The following is a 17,890-nucleotide window of genomic DNA, read 5'->3' on the forward strand; positions in this document are numbered from 1 at the left end:
CATGAGCTTAAGAAATATTCTTGATAAAATGGAGCCGCATTTCCATAAAGGCGGCAGGTATGAAAACTGGTATGCGCTGTATGAAGCAGCCGATACTATTTTCTACACTCCGGGTCATGTGACTAAGACAGCTGCACACGTACGTGACGCAGTTGACCTTAAGCGAATGATGATCCTGGTTTGGGCCTGTACTTTCCCGGCTGTTTTCTTTGGTTTGTACAACGTAGGTCTGCAGGCAAACACTGCAATGGCAACGTTGGGCTTAACTGAACCAACAACCTGGCAGGGTGGTCTTGCCGCAGTATTTACCGGTTTTAATCCGGATAGTCTGTGGGATAACATCATTCATGGTGCGATGTACTGGCTTCCTATCTACATGACTACCTTTATAGTCGGTGGTTTCTGGGAAGTGCTGTTCGCGATGAAGCGTGGCCACGAAATTAACGAAGGTTTCTTCGTTACTTCTATACTGTTTGCTCTGATCTTGCCGCCATCAATTCCATTGTGGCAGGTTGCTCTGGGCATCAGCTTCGGTATTGTTATCGGTAAAGAAGTTTTCGGTGGAACGGGTAAAAACTTCCTTAACCCAGCGCTGACCGGACGTGCATTCTTGTTCTTCGCATATCCTGCGCAGATGTCAGGTGATGCAATCTGGACTGCGGTTGACGGTTTCTCTGGAGCTACGCCATTAAGTCTGGCTGCTGCAGGCGGTGTTGATGCTATTCTTGCTCAGAATATAACCTGGTTTGATGCCTTTATCGGTACCATTCAGGGTTCTGTTGGTGAGGTCTCTACCTTTGCAATTGCATTGGGTGGTGCGGTACTACTGATCGCTAAAGTGGCTGCCTGGCGGATTGTTGCCGGTGTGTTCCTGGGTATGACTGTCATGGCTACCCTGTTTAACATCATGGGATCTGATACCAACGCAATGTTTGCTTTGCCTTTCTACTGGCATATGGTGTTGGGTGGTTTCGCCTTCGGTATGTTCTTTATGGCAACCGATCCGATTTCAGCTTCAATGACAAATACTGGTAAGTGGGTCTTCGGAGCGCTGATCGGTGTGATGGTAGTTCTTATTCGGGTAGTTAACCCTGCATTCCCTGAGGGAATGATGTTGGCGATTCTATTCGGTAACCTGTTTGCGCCACTGATCGATAACTTTGTCGTTCAGGCGAACATCAAGCGGAGGGCTCTACGCAATGTCAGCAAGTAAAGATTCCATCGGGAGAACAATTACCGTTGCTGTTTTGCTTTGTGTGGTCTGCTCCGTTGTTGTATCAGCGTCAGCAGTACTGCTTAGACCATTACAGATAGCTAACAAGAACCTTGACCGTCAGACCAACATTCTTGCTGCAGCTGGCATCGCCACTGCAGGTCAGGATGTTCCGGCTCTATTCGCTCAGGTTATCGAAAAGCGTTTTGTTGATCTACGCTCCGGTAAGTACACTGAAGTGGCTGACCCGGCGCGTTACGATGCCAAAAAAGCAGCTAAAGAGAGCGACACTGGTGTGGCTCTTGAGCGCGGTTTAGACATCGCTTCAATCAAGTATCAGGCGAAAGTGATGCCGGTATACCTGGTTAAGAAGCAGAGCGGCGAAGGCTTTGAAAAAATGATCCTTCCTGTGCATGGTTATGGCCTTTGGTCAACTTTGTACGGATTCCTGGCGTTAGAAGCTGACCTCAATACTGTTGTAGGTTTTGGTTTCTATTCTCATGCCGAGACTCCGGGACTGGGTGGTGAAGTTGATAATCCAAACTGGAAAGCTCAGTGGCCTGGTAAGCAGGTATATCCTGCGGGTTCTATGGAACCAGCATTGGGTCTGATCAAGGGTAGTGTTAACCCTGGGTCAGCCAATGCTAAGCATCAGATCGATGGTTTATCCGGTGCAACTTTGACCAGTGTTGGCGTTTCTAACCTGGTTAAGTTCTGGATGGGTGAGAATGGTTATGCGCCATTCCTGTCTAATCTGAAAGCAGGGGGGGCGTAATTTATGTCTCAAGTTAAAGAAGTCCTACTAGGACCTATTTTTACTAATAACCCGATCGGTTTGCAGATCCTTGGTATCTGTTCCGCGTTGGCGGTAACTTCAAACCTGGGTACGGCATTTGTAATGTCACTAGCGGTTATTGTGGTAACAGCGTTTTCTAACCTGTTTATCTCAATTATCCGTAATCAGATTCCGGGTAATATCCGGATCATCTGTCAGATGGCGATCATTGCATCTTTGGTAATCGTGGTTGACCAGATTCTTAAAGCTTACGCTTATGATATTTCTAAGCAGCTTTCTGTATTCGTAGGTCTGATCATTACCAACTGTATCGTAATGGGACGTGCTGAAGCCTTCGCGATGAAGAACCCTCCTGGGATCTCTTTCCTCGATGGTATCGGTAACGGTCTTGGTTACGGTGTGGTACTGATATTCGTTGGCTTCCTGAGAGAGCTGTTTGGTGCTGGTAAGCTGTTCGGTATCGAAGTGCTGCCACTGGTAACTGATGGTGGCTGGTATATGGCTAACGGTATGATGCTGTTACCGCCGAGCGCGTTCTTTATCATCGGCATGTTCATCTGGCTGGTTCGTACCTTTAAGACAGATCAGGTCGAAGCTCCAGAATTTGAACTGGCGAAGAACTCTAAGAAGGAGGCTGTGTGATGGAACAGTACATCAGCCTTGCTGTTAAGGCGATTTTCGTTGAAAACATGGCGCTGGCCTTCTTCCTGGGGATGTGTACATTCCTGGCGATCTCTAAGAAGGTTCAAACTGCGCTGGGTCTGGGTATTGCTGTTATCGTAGTACTAGCTATTACGACACCTATCAATAACCTGATCTTTAATCTGCTGCTTCGTGAAGGTGCGCTGGCTTGGGCCGGTTATCCTGAAGTTGATCTTAGCTTCCTGGGCTATATCTCTTATATCGGTGTAATCGCTGCGATTGTACAGATTCTGGAGATGTTCCTGGATAAGTACGTACCTGTACTCTACAACGCGCTGGGTGTGTTCCTGCCGCTGATTACAGTGAACTGTGCCATCATGGGTGCGGCGCTGTTTATGGTAGAGCGTGACTACACTTTCGGTGAGTCCGTTGTATATGGTACTGGTGCTGGTGTCGGCTGGGCGTTGGCGATCACCGCTCTGGCAGGTATCCGAGAAAAACTGAAATACAGCGACGTACCGGAAGGTCTGCGTGGCTTGGGTATCACCTTCATTACTGTTGGTCTGATGTCCCTTGGTTTCATGTCTTTTTCTGGCGTGCAGCTTTAATTGCTGTCACATGATCAACTAAAGGAAGGATTAAGCTAATGAATGCAGAAATCGTCCTCGGCGTTGTCATGTTTACCGCGGTAGTGCTTGCACTAGTCGCGGTAATTCTGGCAGCCCGTTCAAAACTAGTTAGCTCCGGTGATGTGACTATTCGCATCAACGAAGATGACAAAAAAACTATTACAGTACCTGCTGGCGGTAAACTGCTGCAGACCCTGGCTGAGAAGGGGATCTTTATCCCGTCTGCCTGTGGTGGCGGTGGTACCTGTGCTCAGTGTAAGTGTCAGGTTCTTGATGGCGGTGGTTCAATGCTACCAACTGAAGAATCTCACTTCACTATGCGTGAAGCTAAAGAGGGATGGCGTCTTTCTTGTCAGGTTGCTGTTAAACAGGATATGGAGCTGGAACTCGAAGAAGAAATCTTCGGCGTTCAGAAGTGGGAATGTACTGTTGAATCCAACCCTAACGTTGCCACCTTTATCAAGGAATTGACTTTGCGTCTGCCTGAAGGTGAAAACGTTGACTTCCGCGCCGGTGGTTACGTTCAGCTTGAATGTCCGCCACACGAAGTGCACTACAAAGACTTCGATATTGAGGAAGAGTATCGCGGAGACTGGGATAAGTTTGACCAGTGGCGTTATGTATCGAAAGTGACTGAAAACACTATTCGTGCATACTCTATGGCAAACTATCCGGAAGAACGTGGTGTGGTTAAGTTCAACATCCGTATCGCTTCTCCGCCACCGGGTACTGATGTTGCCCCTGGTATCATGTCTTCTTACGTATTCAGCCTGAAGCCGGGTGATAAGATTACCGTTTACGGACCATTTGGTGAGTTCTTCGCTAAAGATACCGAAAACGAGATGGTCTTCATCGGTGGTGGTGCTGGTATGGCGCCTATGCGTTCCCATATCTTCGATCAGCTGAAGCGTCTGAACTCTAAGCGTAAGATCTCTTTCTGGTATGGTGCACGTTCACTACGTGAGTGCTTCTATAATGAAGAGTACGACATGTTGGCCGCTGAGAATGATAACTTCAAGTGGCATCTTGCTCTGTCTGATCCGCAAGCGGAAGACAACTGGGATGGCATGACTGGTTTCATTCACAATGTATTGTTTGATAACTATCTGAAGGAGCATGAAGCGCCTGAAGATTGTGAATACTACATGTGTGGACCACCAATGATGAACTCCGCTGTTATCCAGATGCTGGTTGATCTGGGAGTTGAACGGGAAAATATCTTCCTCGACGACTTTGGTGGCTGATCATCTTATGTCTGTAATAACCAGACATACTCTAAAACGGCCGGCAGCTTTGCTGCTGGCCGCTTCGTTTCTGTTTCTTGCGGCTTTGACTGGCTGTAGTAAACAACCTCAAATTGTCAGCCATCAAGGGCCGACGATGGGTACTAGCTTCTCTGTGAAGTGGGTATCAGTCGATAGCGAAACTGACAAAGCGTTACCCGCTGAGATCAACCGGTTACTGGTTGAAATAAATAACAGCATGTCTACCTATCAGAAAGATTCAGAGCTCAGCCGCATCAATCAGATGCCGGTGGGAGAAGCTGTAATCCTGTCTGAAGGATTGAATGAAGTATTACATCAGGCTTTAGAGATTAGCCATTCATCAGCAGGTGCATTTGATGTCACTGTTGGTCCTCTGGTTAATCTGTGGGGCTTTGGTCCGGATGGGCGAGTAATTCGGGCACCCGAAGAGAAAGAAATACAACAACTGAAGGAGCGGGTAGGTTATCGGTACCTTCAGTTAGACGGTAATCAATTGATCCGCCAGCGTGATCTCTATATCGATCTATCTGCAATTGCGAAAGGTTATGCTGTAGATCAGGTAGCCAAGCTACTTGAAGCTGCGGGCATCAGTGTTTATCTGGCTGAGATAGGCGGTGAGTTGCGAGCACGTGGTAATAAGCCCGATGGCAATCACTGGAAAGTGGCTATTGAAGCACCAGTTGTGGGTGATCGTAAAATTCAGCGTATAATCGCTGTTAAAGATATAGGTATTGCCACTTCCGGTGATTATCGAAATTATTTTGAGGAAGACGGTATTCGTTTTTCTCATACGATTGACCCATCGACGGGGCAGCCAATCAAACATAAGTTGGCATCCGTTACGGTTCTTGCCGATGATTGCGCTACCGCTGACGCGCTGGCCACGGCGATGATGGTGCTAGGGCCTGATAAGGCTGAAGCCTATGCTGAACAGCAGGGTGTAGAAGCATTAATGATTGTAAAGTCTGACACAGGCTTTACTGAAAAGATGACGCCGGGTTTTAACAACTACCTGGTGGAGTGAGGAATAAACAATGAGTACTATGATTCTGTCGTTTTTCGTATTGGGCCTGGTTATTTTAGGTATGTCTGTCGGCGTGATTATGGGGCGTAAACCTATCGCAGGTTCTTGTGGTGGTCTTGCTAATGTGGGTATTGAGGGCGAGTGCTCTATCTGTGGTGGTAATCCGGCTAAATGTGATGAAGAGCAAGAGAACCAGAAGACTGATAAAGCAGCGGACCTGAGCTACGAAGTTAAGTCCTGATAGTCTGACCTAAAGGTTAATTTTAGTCGGTATCGGTTAGGGTTATGCTCATTTAGATGAATAATTATGCTGGGCTTCTAATAGTATTTAAGTTGATAAAAATTCACAGTTAATAGGGGAAAGAGATGGCTGTATATGACTATGATGTCATTGTACTAGGGTCCGGTCCTGCCGGTGAAGGTGCGGCAATGAACGCGGCGAAGAAAGGGCGTCGCGTTGCCGTGATTGAGTCGCAGGACTCTGTAGGTGGTAACTGTACTCACAAAGGGACTATTCCATCTAAGGCTCTGCGTCACTCGGTAAAACAGATCATCGAGTTCAACACTAACCCTATGTTCCGGGACATCGGTGAGCCACGCTGGTTCTCTTTTCCTAAAGTTTTAAAGCGTGCGGAAAAGGTTATTTCCAATCAGGTTATGATGCGGACAAACTTCTACGCCCGTAACCGTATCGATCTGTTTTTTGGTCTGGCTGAGTTCGTAGACAAGAATACGGTGCTGGTTAAAGGGACCATTAACGGCGATGAAACACTGCGCGCCAAGAATGTCATTATCGCAACGGGCTCTCGTCCTTACACGCCTGAAGATATAGATTTTTCTCATCCCCGTATTTACAACAGTGATACGATTCTTAAGCTGAGTCATACACCGCGCACGCTGATTATTTATGGTGCCGGTGTTATCGGTTCCGAGTACGCGTCTATCTTTAGTGGTCTGGGTGTTAAAGTTGACCTGATCGATTCTATGGGGCGCCTGCTCTCCTTCCTAGATGCAGAAATCTCTGATTCCCTGAGTTATCACTTTAGAAATAACGCGGTTAAGATTCGTCACAACGAGTTTTACGAAAAAGTTGTGGCCGATGAGCGGGGCGTTACGCTAACCCTGAAGTCCGGCAAAATGATCCGTGCGGATGCTTTCTTGTGGTGTAATGGGCGTACCGGTAATACCGATATGCTTAAACTCGAGAATGTTGGCCTTGAAGCCAATGGTCGTGGCCAGATAGAAGTTGATGATCACTATCGTACCAAGATTGATGGTATGTATGCCTGTGGTGATGTTATTGGCTGGCCTGCTCTGGCATCAGCGGCATTGGACCAAGGGCGTGCAGCCTCTTCTGACATGCTAAATGCAGACGACTTCCGCTATATCAATGATGTCCCAACTGGTATCTATACGATTCCTGAGATCAGTTCAATCGGTAAGACTGAAGAGCAGTTGACCGAAGAGTGTGTGCCTTACGAAGTAGGTCAGGCGTTCTTTAAAGATACTGCACGGGCACAGATCTCTGGTCAGCCTATCGGTATGTTGAAGATTCTTTTCAATCGGGAAACACTGGCCATACTGGGTATTCATTGCTTTGGTGATCAGGCTTCTGAGATCGTTCACATCGGTCAGGCAATCATGAATCAGGAAGGTGAAGCTAATACGATTAACTATTTCGTTAATACGACCTTCAACTACCCAACGATGGCCGAAGCTTATCGGGTAGCAGCCATTGCGGGTCTGAACCGAATCGCTAATCTATAACCTGTAAAGCAGACAAAAAAACCGCCTATGGGCGGTTTTTTTACACTTGAAACTGCTTAGTCAGGTTTCTTGTCTTTTGGCTTCTCAGGGTCTTTGTAAAACCCATCTTCGTAATAGGTGCCGGTCACACCAAGCTTTTTCTCGACCCAACGATTGTAATGTTTCCAGATGAAGAAGCCTGGCGTCATGGCGATCATAATACCCAGCATCAGTCCTGATCCTGAATACTCCGCTGGTAGCTGAGCGGTAACCCAATCGTAGAAGCCACTCTTGTCCATCACCAGGTAGTATCCCGCCAGAAAGAGTAAGCCAAACGCTGTGGCGATATGGTGTAGTAGTTTATTGTGTGAACTTTCAGACATGCAGTGGATTATCCCAGATAACGGTGAGCTCTCAAGCTTGGCAGAAAAGGTTGAGGATCTATTTTAAGATCACTGCGTTCCAGCCTGCTCCTTGCCTCCGGAGGTATAAGAGGAGGCTCATTATACTCAGGTAGGCTAGGGTTTTCATCGTCCAGAGCCACAATAATAGGTAAAGATGTGTTGCGGGCTTTACGGAGCATCTGTTCTTCCTGCTTCCAAAGCATATTAGCGCGTATGACCGGGACCTGGGTTTGAATCTGAGCCAGCATATCGCCTGGACGCAGGTTTCCGACCGCCTGAAGCTGTAGTTGGATATGCGACTGGCTGGTATCCATCTTCAGTAGTCTTTCTTCAGCTTGTTGGGGGGTTAGCTTGCGTATGCTGCGGCCACTGGTATACCAACTGAAGCCAATCTTTATTGGCCGAGTTTCAATGACTGGAATCTGGCGATAACATTGCTTCAAGTGGAGTCGCGATGCGCCTTGTCGGTGCAGGAGCTCTGCCAGTTTTTCTGTTCTATGGTGCAGGCTTTGCTGTAGTTCAGAAGATTGGCTAAGACGGTATTCGATGGCAAGCTTTTGAAACAGGGCTTTGGCTGTATTCAGTTCAATCGCACAACTGACAAGTTCTGCGTTTGCGCCTATCAGGCCGTGCTGGCTACGAGTTGTTCTGCCATCCTGATCATCCTGATACCAGATATCAGCATAAAGTGAGGCGGCCTGCTCGAGATTTGTAGCGGTTTTGCCAGGTAACCAAAAGGGCATCTGGCTTGCGCGTAAGCTATCGGTAAATTTTAGCAGTACCTGATTCAATTGAACCAGGCTGTCTACCAGGTCAATACTGTTAGTATTGCTCTTCATTTATCAACTGTCTTTCACGGGCCTGAGTAGAGAGTATATAACGGGCGACGATCATTCGGCTGCTTTCTGGCAGGTCGGTGAATTCAACGCCGATTTTATATACTCCATCCTCTTCTCCTGAGTAAAGAACTTGTCCATACAGCAGGAGACCCGAGAAGGTTTCCTCAAAGACAACCTTCAGCGCAAGGTAGGTATTAAGAGGGATCGCTTCATTGCAGTCGAAGCTTAAACCGCCTTCACTCAGGCTGATCTCCTGAGCTGATAAATTTTCAAATTCAACATCGCTTTTAGCAACGGCCTGGGCTATCGCATCAATTTTATCGTTCATACTTTCAAGGTATGCAGCGATCGAGGGGTCTTTCTGAGCGATTTTCCGTAGGTGATAGTCATTATCGCTCCCCAAATTCTGGAGCTGAGTGAGTAGAAGAAAGAAAGGCGAAACCTCGAACTGAGTCGGTATTCGGCTGTGTTCCATCTCATCTTCCGTGATGATTTTATAATCTACCGCTACTTTGCCATGTATGCGGAAATACTGGCGTCGTTCCTGATTCAAAGTTAAGCCCTCAAAGTAATCTCACATTACTCGAGTATAACGAATATTATTCTGATTTTGTTAGAGAAATTTACTCGTCTGTGATTTAATCCTGCCCCATGTTTAGACCATTCTCCTTGTACGTTGGGCTGCGTTATACCGCTGCCAAGCGGAGCAATAATTTTATCTCGTTCATCTCGTTAGTCTCAATGCTGGGGCTGATGCTGGGTGTGGCTGCGCTGATTGTCGTGCTTTCGGTGATGAACGGTTTCGATCGCGAACTTAAAGATCGTATTCTTGGAATGGTGCCCCATGGCACTATATCGGATTACGGTAAACCACTGGAAAACTGGCAAACAGTGGCTGAAGCGGTAAACCTGCAACCCGGAGTAGTAGGCACAGCGCCCTATATACAGGCTCAGGGAATGCTCACCAATCGGGGTGTTGTACGTGGCGTCCTGATCAATGGTATTGAACCGGAACTGGAACAAAAAATCTCGATTCTGGGCAACCATATGAAAGCCGGCAGCCTGGATCAGCTGACGTCTAAAAGCTATGGAATTGTGCTGGGTTCGCTGTTGGCTCGTTCTATGGGAGCGGCCGTTGGCGATAAGATCACGCTGGTGTTACCCGAAGCTTCTATCAGTGTGGCGGGTGTTATTCCACGGTTGAAACGTTTTACCGTTGTTGGACTGTTTGAGGTCGGGGCGGAGCTAGATGCAAACCTCGCCTATATCCATATAGATGATGCCGCCCGTATTAAGCGGATGAGCAGCGGAGTTGATGGTATTCGTTTGCAGTTTGATAATCTGTTTGAAGCGCCCTATAGAATTCGTCAGATTATTACCGATCTGGGCGAGTTTTATCGGGCCAGTGACTGGACTCGAACCCACGGTAATCTGTTTCAGGCCATTCAGTTGGAAAAGAAGATGATCGGGTTACTGCTGTTTCTCATCGTTTTTGTGGCCGCGTTTAATATTGTCTCAACCTTGGTGATGGTGGTTACCGATAAGAAAGGTGATATCGCTATATTGAGAACCCTGGGTGCCACGCCGGGCCGAATTATGCGCATTTTTATGGTGCAGGGCACGGTCATTGGCGTTATGGGAACCCTGTTAGGTTCTGCGCTGGGTATCGCCCTAGCCTTAACTATTACCGATCTAATCGCTTGGGTTGAACAGGTTTTTGGTATTCAGTTCCTCAGTGCTGAGGTCTATTTCATCAGCTATCTGCCTTCTCAGCTAAGGCTGGGTGATGTTGTTACTATTATCAGTGTAGCGCTGAGTATTAGTTTCCTGGCAACGCTTTATCCTGCCTGGCGTGCTTCTCGTACTCAACCTGCGGAGGCATTGCGCTATGAGTGATTTAGTTCTGCAATGTATTGAGCTTAAAAAACATTACGGAGAGGGTGATATCACCGTTGAAGTGTTACGCGGTGTTGAACTTGAGGTAAAGCGAGGAGAGACCCTGGCAATTGTTGGTAGCTCCGGTTCTGGCAAGAGTACTCTGTTGAATATGCTCGGTGGGCTGGATCTTCCTAGCTCAGGTGATGTACGTATCGACAACTGTTCGTTTTTTGATATCAGTGAAAAAGCCCGTGCTCAACTTCGAAATCGGTCACTGGGATTCGTCTATCAGTTCCATCATCTCTTAGCGGAGTTTAGTGCGCTGGAGAATGTCGCTATGCCACTGCTGATCAGAGGCGAGCCGATTAAAACCGTACGAGAAAAGTCAGCTGAGCTACTCAGTTCCGTAGGGTTGGGACATCGCTTGGAGCATAAGCCGTCAATGCTCAGTGGCGGAGAACGTCAACGGGTTGCTATCGCACGTGCGTTGGTGACCAATCCGGCGTGCGTACTGATGGATGAGCCCACGGGTAATCTTGATCGGCATACCGCAGAAGACGTTCAGGCACTGATGGATAATCTGAACGCTGAGTTTGGTATCTCTTTTGTGGTAGTAACCCATGACTTGCAGTTGGCACAAAAGCAGGGAAGGGTGATGGAGCTCAAGGATGGTTTACTGCAAGAGATAAAAGTATAAGCTCTGCTGAGTTCGTACATAGGAACAATAAAAAGCCGGAAATTATTCCGGCTTTTTGCTTTCTGCTTCATCGAGGTTATTATCCTGAAGCGCAGCTTTATCAGTGCTCTTCTTTTTGATTTTGCGGAATTTACGCTTGCGCCAGCTTTTGTTTACCTGCCATACCCAGAAGCCCTGCATCAGAAAATAACCCAGAGCCCCGCTGACTATACCGCAGACTAAAGACCCTACTAGCAGTGGTAACCAAATGTGGGATAGCTCTTCTGTGAGCCACTCTATACTCATCACAAATTCTACCTGTTGAACATCAGCGCCAACAATCAGCGTGCCGATCCAATAGGAAAAATAGAACATGGGAGGGATAGTAAGCGGGTTGGTTATCCAAACAAGGCTGACGGATATTGGCAGGTTGCTGCGAATGAAAAGTGCAACAACAGCGGCAATCACCATCTGCGATGGCAGTGGTATAAAGGCGCAAAAGAGACCAACAAAAAATGCTTTACTGACGGACTTACGGGTCAGATGCCATAAATTTGGGTCATGTATGTAGCTCCCGAGCCAGCTGAGATAACGGTTGGATTTGAGCTTCTGCTCATCCGGCATATATTTTTTGATAAGTTTGCGCGGCATCAGGGACGCATTTATAGTAGATGTATGGGGCCTCAATTATGCCCACAATAGATCGTTAAGCCAACCGGTAATCAAGGATGATAGGTATAGCTTTTGGTGTAATGTTGGTAGCGCTGCTGCCACAGCTTCTTTCGTTTTGGATTCTAGCCCTCCTTTCGCTTTTATTGGCATTTTTTCTTGCCTCGCTTTACCGGCCATGGTGCAGTGAATTTGTTAGAAAACAGATAGCTGGGTTACTTCTGGGAGTGCTTTGCGCATCAGTTTGGGGGCATATTAACCTAAGCCATCGTATGCCACTGGATATGCCGACTCAGGTGTTAACGGTTGAAGGGGTTGTTAGTCAGCTTCCTGAATCCCGTCCCGGTTTGGTGCGTTTTCGATTCAACATTGATCGGCCTTATCTAAGCAGTACTGCAGAAGCCTCTGGAACAGATTTCAAACATCTACTGTTGAGCTGGTATCGTCCTGATCAGGAGGTTGTGCCTGGTCAGCGCTGGCGTTTAAAAGTGCGTTTGAAACCTCCTCGGGGGTTTATGAACCCCGGTGGGCGGGATTATGAAACTTACCTGTTTGCTGAGCAGATAGACGCCAAGGGTTATCTGCTTGATGCCCAACTGTTAAATGGGGCCGAAAATAGTTATAGATTTAAAGCCGAATATATTCGTTATCAGATCCGCCGTTGGTTGAATGACTTGCCTGTAAATTCTCAAACGCAGGCAACAATCCGGGCCTTGGTGTTGGGTGATAAACAGGGGTTGGATGATGAGCAGTGGAGCGTGTTGCGCCACACCGGCACTGTTCATCTTGCCGTTATTAGTGGTTTACACATAGGTATTGCCTGTTTATTGGGGTATCTGTTGGGTGCCGTGGGCCAGCGGCTAGCTGGACGGTTTTTTCGGGGTGCAGTAGATATAAGAGGGTACAGAATCCTTCCCGCCTTAGCTTTTGCTTCAACCTATGCGCTGCTGGCAGGCTTTAGTGTGCCTACTCAGAGAGCATTAATTATGGCGCTGGCGATGCTATTACCCGTGCTTATTAATCGAAGTATGAGTGTCTGGCAGCGCTATCTGCTGGCGCTGGTTCTGGTGTTATTGATACAGCCTTTGAGCTTATATCAGCCAGGCTTCTGGTTGTCTTTTAGTGCGGTTGGTGCACTTTTATTAATAGTGGCTAACGGGGATGGTAAAAAGCGAATCAAGCCGTTGATCAAAACTCAGTTCGCGGTGTTTCTTGGTTTGTTCCCTTTGTTGCTGCTTTGGATGGGGCAGGTCGCACTGATTGCTCCTCTGGTAAACCTTATTGCGATACCAGCCCTTACGTTTATTATGCTGCCCGGTGTGTTGATTGGCTTGATGCTTTGTCTGATAGATCCGCCCAGTGGGGCCGCATTGCTGAATTTTCTGGGTGATGGGTTTTGGACTTTATTGCAGCGCTGTGTGTTACCCGAAGGGCAGGGACTGTTGGTAGGTCATCCCTCATTGGCGGCATCGATTTTAGCGGTGCTGGCAGCGGCTTTGTTTATTTTGCCCGGTTGGATAGGGGGCCGGGGTTTCGCTTTCTTTATGATAATTGCTATGTTTTTTCCCGCCAGAGATCGGGTTCAATCGGGCGAGTTTAGGGCGACGGTTCTGGATGTTGGACAGGGTCTGTCGGTGTTAATTGAAACCGAACAAAAAACACTGCTATATGATACCGGTGCTGCTTACCCTGTTGGCAGTATTGCTCGCTATACAGTGATTCCACTACTTGAAAATCGCGGAATCGATCGACTGGATCGGCTGGTTGTTAGTCATAAAGATAACGATCATTCTGGCGGTTATCGGGATCTGAATGCCGAAGTCGAAATCGCCGAGTTTCATACTGGCAGCCCGGACCTGCGTAATCGCTTTAATGCTAAACCCTGCCGTTCAGGTGTTGCCTGGGAGTGGGGTGCTGTCCGGTTCAAATATATTCAGCCACCTAGCCCCTTGCCGCTGACTGAAAATAACCGTTCCTGTGTGTTACTGGTGCAGTCAGCGGGTTGTAGCTTGATTATTCCTGGTGACATTGAGAGTAGTGTTGAAGAGCAGATTATCAGGGAATATCCCAACCTAAAGGTTAACTGGCTGATCGCAGCTCATCACGGCAGTCGATTTTCTAGTTCTGACATGTGGTTAACGAGCCTAAAACCTGAAAATGTAATATTCAGCGCGGGTTTTAATAACTCTTATGGGCATCCTGCGGGGGATGTTGTCCGGCGTGTAGGAGACTTAAAGATTCCAATGGCGAGTACTGTTAAGGGAGGTGCATTGATTTTATCAAGCGGATCAGATGGTTGTTTTACGAAGCGTTATCGGGATCAGAAAAAGCGTTATTGGACAGCAGGTTAATCACTATTATGGTACTTGACTCTATGCTAGAGTATGGGCCGGTTTCTAGGAGGATTTCTGGTGTTCGAATTGATTCAATCCGGTGGTTGGCTAATGGTGCCAATTATCGCCTGTTCTGTGTTTTCTCTGGCTATCTGTCTGGAGCGCTTCTGGGTTTTACAAAAGAAGCGCGTAGCCCCCACTAATTTGCTATCTGAAGTCTGGGTATTGGTGCGCAGTGGCGAAATGACGCCTGAACGTATGCATCTGATACGTAATGAGAGCTTTCTGGGCCAGATCATGGTCGCGGGCTTGAATAACTCCAAGCATGGTCGTGAGATCATGAAGGAAAGCATTCAGGAAGCGGCGCAGCATGTAATGCACCAGATGGAGCGGTTTCTTAACTCTCTGGGTACTATTGCTGCCATCTCTCCGTTGTTGGGGCTGTTGGGTACAGTTATCGGCATGATTAAAGTCTTTGCTGAAATCATGCTGCAAGGCACCGGTAATGCGAATGTGCTTGCCGGGGGCATATCTGAAGCGCTTATTACCACCGCGGCGGGTTTGACCGTTGCGATCCCAACACTGGTTTTTCACCGTTATCTGCAGCGTCGGGTCGAAACCCTGCTTATTGAGATGGAACAGGAATCTCAGAAGCTGGTCGAAGTGGTACACGGTGAACGTGAAGTTGATTTTGAATAACCGGTGAATCGATTGAAATTCCGACGTAAAAAGCCTGAAGAAGTTTCTGTAAACCTGACATCACTCATCGATGTGGTCTTCCTGCTGCTGATCTTTTTTATGGTATCGACTACCTTTACCAAAGAAACTCATATTGAGATCAACCTGCCAGAAGCGGAAGGTGAAGTGGTTGAGTCTCAGACTGATTCAATTGAAGTGACCGTGAGTATAGAAGGTGCTTTCAGTGTCAATGGTCAAGCGCTTCTGAACAGTCAGCCCGATACTTTGCGCAGGGCCATCATGGATCAGGCCGGCGATAATCGTAAACTACCTTTTGTTATCTCGGCAGACGCTAATACTCCCCATCAGTCAGTTGTGACGGTGATGGATGTGGCGGGCAAACTGGGTTTTGCCGGTCTGAGTATTACGACTCAACAAGCGGCTGAGCAGTAACCGTGGGGCTGGAGCAAGCCTGGTATCGTGGCAGTCGCTGGCTAAAGTTATTGCGGCCACTGGAATCGCTGTTTTGTATTCTTGCCCGCCGCCGCCGTCAAGAATATCAGCAGGGTAAGCGTCCAAGTTGGACCGCGCCGGTTCCAGTTGTTGTCGTGGGTAATATCTCCGTGGGTGGGACCGGTAAATCTCCTCTGGTCATCTGGTTAGTCGAACAGCTGCGACAACAGGGTTATAAGCCTGGTGTTATTAGTCGCGGGTATCGGGCCACACCACCAACTACTCCTTATTTTGTTACCGCCGCGTCTTCTTCTGCTGAAGCTGGTGATGAGCCCTTAATGATTGTCAGACGTACCGGTGTTCCACTGGTTATCTCTGCTGACCGTGTTGCTGCAGCGAAATTGCTGTTAGAGCAGACTAGCTGTGATCTGATTATCAGCGATGACGGAATGCAGCATTATGCGTTAAATCGCTCCATAGAGATTGCAGTGATCGATGGCGCCAGAGGCTTTGGTAATGGCCGTTGTCTGCCAGAAGGGCCTTTAAGAGAGCCGGTTGAACGCTTAGAAGAAGTTGATCTGATCGTCGTCAATGGCGGCTCTCCTGGCAACCTTCTGAAGAATAGTCTTCTGCATAAAGCCTTTCCTATGATGTTACAGCCCGGAGATTTGGTTCGTTTGACTGATGATCAGCGGGTTGCTGTCGATCAGTGGTCTCTCTCCCGTCAGGTCAATGCTGTAGCTGCTATTGGCAACCCGAAGCGCTTTACAGAAACGCTGAGTGCGCTAGGATTTACCTCTAAGCTCTATAGTTTTCCTGATCATCATACTTATACCGAGAGAGATTTTAGTTTTCACCAGGAACGTCCGCTGATTATGACTGAAAAAGATGCGGTAAAATGCGATCATATAGCCTTAACTGATGCTTGGTATTTGCAGGTTAACGCAGATCTGGACAACGACTTTATTACACAGCTGGGCAGTCTTCTTGATGGGCTGCCTTCAGCAATGAATGAAACCGAATAATTTACATTTAGCACTCCAATAGAGGCATTAGAGATGGATAAGAAATTACTGGATATCCTGGTTTGCCCGGTATCTAAAGCGCCGGTCGAGTGGAACAAAGAGACTAATGAGCTAATTTGTCGCAGCTCAGGTCTGGCTTATCCGATTCGTGATGATATTCCCGTTATGTTGGAAACTGAAGCACGAACCCTGACCTCTGACGAACGACTGAGTAAGTAGGCATCACTATGGCTTTTTCTGTCGTTATTCCAGCCCGATTTGGTTCATCCCGTTTTCCTGGAAAGCCGCTGGCAGATATTGCCGGTAAACCGATGGTTCAGCATGTCTATGAGCGTGCCATTCAGAGTGAAGCACAACGCGTTATTATCGCCACTGATGATATGCGTATTGCTGACGCGGCTAAAGCCTTTGGCGCTGAAGTTTGTCTGACATCTGCAGACCATCCATCCGGTACTGATAGGTTACAGGAAGTGGTTCACTCGCTGGGTTTCTATGCGGATGACATCGTGGTGAACGTTCAGGGTGATGAACCTCTGATTCCACCACGGGTTATTAATCAGGTGGCCCATAACCTGAGTGCGGTGCCTGAGGCTAGTATCGCTACGCTGAGTGAGCCAATCACTGATATCGAGTCACTGCTGAATCCTAATGTCGTCAAGGTTGTGTCTGATCAGACGGGCCGGGCGCTTTATTTCAGCCGTGCGCCTATTCCCTGGCCGAGAGATGCTTTTGCTACTCCGACAGGGCAAGAAACACTACCGGAAGGGGTTAACTTTCAACGTCACATAGGGATCTATGCCTATCGGGTTAAGCTCCTTAATGATTTTGTAAAGTGGGCGCCTGCACCGCTTGAAGAAACTGAGTGTCTTGAGCAGTTACGGGCAATGTGGAACGGTGCGGTGATTCATGTTGATGAAGCTGATGAGCTACCACCAGCCGGTGTTGACACCCCAGAGGATCTGGAGCGTATTCGTCACCTTTTTGATGCTTAAAAACGAAATCAGATACGATAAAACGGATTGCTTTTGTATGTCGAGCTGACATGTAAAGTTGTTTTTAACTATCTGATTTTAAAATGTTTAATGATTTTTATTTAAAGCGTCATTAATGCTTTCTGAAAACTATATAGCTCGATCTACTATTAACAATAGCCCATTCTATAACTGAGTTGTTTTCTTAGACTCTGGCACAAGGCCGGACATTATTTCAATTATTCTCGGATGAAAACAAAATGCTTGTAGGTGTTAGTTTTGGTACCAATGATCTTTCACGCGCCGTAGAATTTTATGATCGTCTTCTGGGCGAGCTAGGTATGGTGCGGACTATGAAGGTCGATAATGAAGTAGGCTATGGCCCCGTTGGTGGTCAGAGTTGTTTCTGGATATTGGAACCCTTTAATCAACAACCGGCAACTCGCGGAAACGGTACTCAGGTGACTTTTAAAGCATCGAGTACCGACGTCGTCGAAAAGTTTCACCGGACAGCGCTGGAACTCGGAGGGTCTGATGATGGTGCCCCCGGTTACCGGTATCGTCCACATTACTATGGGGCCTACTGTCTTGATTTAGATGGCAATAAGCTACATGTCATGCACGAAGCTGATTAAGAAGAACCTATAGT

General features: G+C 47.5%; 21 protein-coding genes. 17 read left to right on the forward strand and 4 right to left on the reverse strand.

The features are described 5' to 3' along the window. The first annotated feature begins 1 nt into the window (after window position 1). The 8 genes from QZZ54_RS04235 (at window position 2) to sthA (ending at window position 7,336) form a co-directional block, all read left to right on the forward strand. Entirely contained in the window at window positions 2-1,213 is a 1,212-nt protein-coding gene (locus QZZ54_RS04235) for an NADH:ubiquinone reductase (Na(+)-transporting) subunit B (RefSeq protein WP_290699290.1), read from the forward strand. After that, on the forward strand, window positions 1,200-1,988 hold the full coding sequence (locus QZZ54_RS04240; protein WP_290699292.1) for a Na(+)-translocating NADH-quinone reductase subunit C: 789 nt from the start codon (window positions 1,200-1,202) through the stop codon (window positions 1,986-1,988). The genes QZZ54_RS04235 and QZZ54_RS04240 overlap by 14 nt, the downstream gene beginning before the upstream one ends. A 3-nt stretch (window positions 1,989-1,991) precedes the next feature. Continuing rightward, entirely contained in the window at window positions 1,992-2,651 is a 660-nt protein-coding gene (locus QZZ54_RS04245; RefSeq protein ID WP_290699295.1) for an NADH:ubiquinone reductase (Na(+)-transporting) subunit D, read from the forward strand. Beyond that, entirely contained in the window at window positions 2,651-3,259 is a 609-nt protein-coding gene (gene nqrE, locus QZZ54_RS04250; RefSeq protein WP_290699298.1) for an NADH:ubiquinone reductase (Na(+)-transporting) subunit E, read from the forward strand. The genes QZZ54_RS04245 and nqrE overlap by 1 nt, the downstream gene beginning before the upstream one ends. A 38-nt stretch (window positions 3,260-3,297) precedes the next feature. After that, window positions 3,298-4,524 carry an NADH:ubiquinone reductase (Na(+)-transporting) subunit F gene (gene nqrF / locus QZZ54_RS04255; protein WP_290699301.1) on the forward strand — a complete coding sequence of 409 codons (1,227 nt, stop codon included), beginning with the start codon at window positions 3,298-3,300 and terminating at the stop codon, window positions 4,522-4,524. A 7-nt stretch (window positions 4,525-4,531) separates the two neighbouring features. After that, on the forward strand, window positions 4,532-5,569 hold the full coding sequence (locus QZZ54_RS04260) for an FAD:protein FMN transferase (RefSeq protein WP_290699304.1): 1,038 nt from the start codon (window positions 4,532-4,534) through the stop codon (window positions 5,567-5,569). A 10-nt stretch (window positions 5,570-5,579) separates the two neighbouring features. Next, a complete protein-coding gene (nqrM, locus tag QZZ54_RS04265) occupies window positions 5,580-5,810 on the forward strand; it encodes a (Na+)-NQR maturation NqrM (protein WP_290699307.1) in 231 nt (76 codons plus the stop codon). Window positions 5,811-5,935: 125 nt separating this feature from the next. Next, window positions 5,936-7,336 (forward strand): Si-specific NAD(P)(+) transhydrogenase, encoded by a 1,401-nt coding sequence (gene sthA, locus QZZ54_RS04270; protein WP_290699310.1) that lies wholly within the window; start codon window positions 5,936-5,938, stop codon window positions 7,334-7,336. 56 nt (window positions 7,337-7,392) lie between these two features. On the opposite strand, the gene QZZ54_RS04275 is transcribed toward sthA, so the two are convergent. Genes QZZ54_RS04275 through QZZ54_RS04285 form a run of 3 tightly spaced genes read right to left on the reverse strand, consistent with a single transcriptional unit; the run spans window position 7,393 to window position 9,111 of the window. After that, a complete protein-coding gene (locus QZZ54_RS04275; RefSeq protein WP_290699312.1) occupies window positions 7,393-7,698 on the reverse strand; it encodes a hypothetical protein in 306 nt (101 codons plus the stop codon). A gap of 8 nt (window positions 7,699-7,706) precedes the next feature. After that, window positions 7,707-8,558, reverse strand: a complete 852-nt coding sequence (locus QZZ54_RS04280) for a DNA replication terminus site-binding protein (RefSeq protein ID WP_290699315.1) — start codon at window positions 8,556-8,558, stop codon at window positions 7,707-7,709. Continuing rightward, the gene (locus tag QZZ54_RS04285) at window positions 8,542-9,111 is read right to left on the reverse strand and encodes a PilZ domain-containing protein (protein WP_290699318.1); all 570 of its coding nucleotides are present in this window, start codon (window positions 9,109-9,111) and stop codon (window positions 8,542-8,544) included. Before QZZ54_RS04285 ends, QZZ54_RS04280 begins: the two co-directional genes overlap by 17 nt. A 98-nt stretch (window positions 9,112-9,209) precedes the next feature. On the opposite strand from QZZ54_RS04285, the gene QZZ54_RS04290 reads away from it, so the two are divergent. After that, window positions 9,210-10,454 carry a lipoprotein-releasing ABC transporter permease subunit gene (locus QZZ54_RS04290; protein WP_290699321.1) on the forward strand — a complete coding sequence of 415 codons (1,245 nt, stop codon included), beginning with the start codon at window positions 9,210-9,212 and terminating at the stop codon, window positions 10,452-10,454. After that, window positions 10,447-11,133, forward strand: coding sequence for a lipoprotein-releasing ABC transporter ATP-binding protein LolD (gene lolD, locus QZZ54_RS04295; protein ID WP_290699324.1), 687 nt, complete (start codon window positions 10,447-10,449; stop codon window positions 11,131-11,133). Before QZZ54_RS04290 ends, lolD begins: the two co-directional genes overlap by 8 nt. A gap of 42 nt (window positions 11,134-11,175) precedes the next feature. Here lolD and QZZ54_RS04300 read toward each other — a convergent pair whose 3' ends face one another. Further along, window positions 11,176-11,763, reverse strand: a complete 588-nt coding sequence (locus tag QZZ54_RS04300; RefSeq protein ID WP_290699327.1) for a DUF2062 domain-containing protein — start codon at window positions 11,761-11,763, stop codon at window positions 11,176-11,178. A 77-nt stretch (window positions 11,764-11,840) separates the two neighbouring features. On the opposite strand from QZZ54_RS04300, the gene QZZ54_RS04305 reads away from it, so the two are divergent. From QZZ54_RS04305 to QZZ54_RS04335, 7 genes are all read left to right on the forward strand, one after another. Beyond that, entirely contained in the window at window positions 11,841-14,132 is a 2,292-nt protein-coding gene (locus QZZ54_RS04305; protein WP_290699330.1) for a DNA internalization-related competence protein ComEC/Rec2, read from the forward strand. Between the two features lie 60 nt (window positions 14,133-14,192). Beyond that, window positions 14,193-14,813, forward strand: coding sequence for a MotA/TolQ/ExbB proton channel family protein (locus QZZ54_RS04310; protein WP_290699334.1), 621 nt, complete (start codon window positions 14,193-14,195; stop codon window positions 14,811-14,813). A gap of 12 nt (window positions 14,814-14,825) precedes the next feature. Continuing rightward, the gene (locus QZZ54_RS04315) at window positions 14,826-15,245 is read left to right on the forward strand and encodes a biopolymer transporter ExbD (protein WP_290699337.1); all 420 of its coding nucleotides are present in this window, start codon (window positions 14,826-14,828) and stop codon (window positions 15,243-15,245) included. A gap of 2 nt (window positions 15,246-15,247) precedes the next feature. Then, window positions 15,248-16,270 (forward strand): tetraacyldisaccharide 4'-kinase, encoded by a 1,023-nt coding sequence (gene lpxK, locus QZZ54_RS04320; protein ID WP_290699340.1) that lies wholly within the window; start codon window positions 15,248-15,250, stop codon window positions 16,268-16,270. A 33-nt stretch (window positions 16,271-16,303) separates the two neighbouring features. Continuing rightward, window positions 16,304-16,489: a Trm112 family protein gene (locus QZZ54_RS04325; RefSeq protein ID WP_290699343.1), complete on the forward strand. Its 186-nt coding sequence runs from the start codon at window positions 16,304-16,306 to the stop codon at window positions 16,487-16,489. A gap of 8 nt (window positions 16,490-16,497) precedes the next feature. Next, window positions 16,498-17,262, forward strand: a complete 765-nt coding sequence (gene kdsB, locus QZZ54_RS04330; protein ID WP_290699346.1) for a 3-deoxy-manno-octulosonate cytidylyltransferase — start codon at window positions 16,498-16,500, stop codon at window positions 17,260-17,262. Window positions 17,263-17,501: 239 nt separating this feature from the next. After that, the gene (locus QZZ54_RS04335) at window positions 17,502-17,876 is read left to right on the forward strand and encodes a VOC family protein (RefSeq protein ID WP_290699349.1); all 375 of its coding nucleotides are present in this window, start codon (window positions 17,502-17,504) and stop codon (window positions 17,874-17,876) included. Window positions 17,877-17,890: the final 14 nt, after the last annotated feature.

Origin of the sequence: Amphritea sp., from assembly GCF_016744155.1 — a bacterium.
Taxonomy (GTDB): domain Bacteria; phylum Pseudomonadota; class Gammaproteobacteria; order Pseudomonadales; family Balneatricaceae; genus Amphritea.

Coding starts and splice junctions, on each gene's coding strand:
- QZZ54_RS04235 (WP_290699290.1), top strand. CDS start 2: ATGAGCTTAAGAAATATTCTTGATAAAATGGAGCCGCATTTCCATAAA.
- QZZ54_RS04240 (WP_290699292.1), top strand. CDS start 1,200: ATGTCAGCAAGTAAAGATTCCATCGGGAGAACAATTACCGTTGCTGTT.
- QZZ54_RS04290 (WP_290699321.1), top strand. CDS start 9,210: ATGTTTAGACCATTCTCCTTGTACGTTGGGCTGCGTTATACCGCTGCC.
- QZZ54_RS04300 (WP_290699327.1), bottom strand. CDS start 11,763: ATGCCGCGCAAACTTATCAAAAAATATATGCCGGATGAGCAGAAGCTC.
- QZZ54_RS04335 (WP_290699349.1), top strand. CDS start 17,502: ATGCTTGTAGGTGTTAGTTTTGGTACCAATGATCTTTCACGCGCCGTA.
- lolD (WP_290699324.1), top strand. CDS start 10,447: ATGAGTGATTTAGTTCTGCAATGTATTGAGCTTAAAAAACATTACGGA.
- sthA (WP_290699310.1), top strand. CDS start 5,936: ATGGCTGTATATGACTATGATGTCATTGTACTAGGGTCCGGTCCTGCC.
- QZZ54_RS04305 (WP_290699330.1), top strand. CDS start 11,841: ATGATAGGTATAGCTTTTGGTGTAATGTTGGTAGCGCTGCTGCCACAG.
- QZZ54_RS04260 (WP_290699304.1), top strand. CDS start 4,532: ATGTCTGTAATAACCAGACATACTCTAAAACGGCCGGCAGCTTTGCTG.
- nqrM (WP_290699307.1), top strand. CDS start 5,580: ATGAGTACTATGATTCTGTCGTTTTTCGTATTGGGCCTGGTTATTTTA.
- QZZ54_RS04245 (WP_290699295.1), top strand. CDS start 1,992: ATGTCTCAAGTTAAAGAAGTCCTACTAGGACCTATTTTTACTAATAAC.
- QZZ54_RS04280 (WP_290699315.1), bottom strand. CDS start 8,558: ATGAAGAGCAATACTAACAGTATTGACCTGGTAGACAGCCTGGTTCAA.
- QZZ54_RS04275 (WP_290699312.1), bottom strand. CDS start 7,698: ATGTCTGAAAGTTCACACAATAAACTACTACACCATATCGCCACAGCG.
- QZZ54_RS04325 (WP_290699343.1), top strand. CDS start 16,304: ATGGATAAGAAATTACTGGATATCCTGGTTTGCCCGGTATCTAAAGCG.
- kdsB (WP_290699346.1), top strand. CDS start 16,498: ATGGCTTTTTCTGTCGTTATTCCAGCCCGATTTGGTTCATCCCGTTTT.
- nqrF (WP_290699301.1), top strand. CDS start 3,298: ATGAATGCAGAAATCGTCCTCGGCGTTGTCATGTTTACCGCGGTAGTG.
- nqrE (WP_290699298.1), top strand. CDS start 2,651: ATGGAACAGTACATCAGCCTTGCTGTTAAGGCGATTTTCGTTGAAAAC.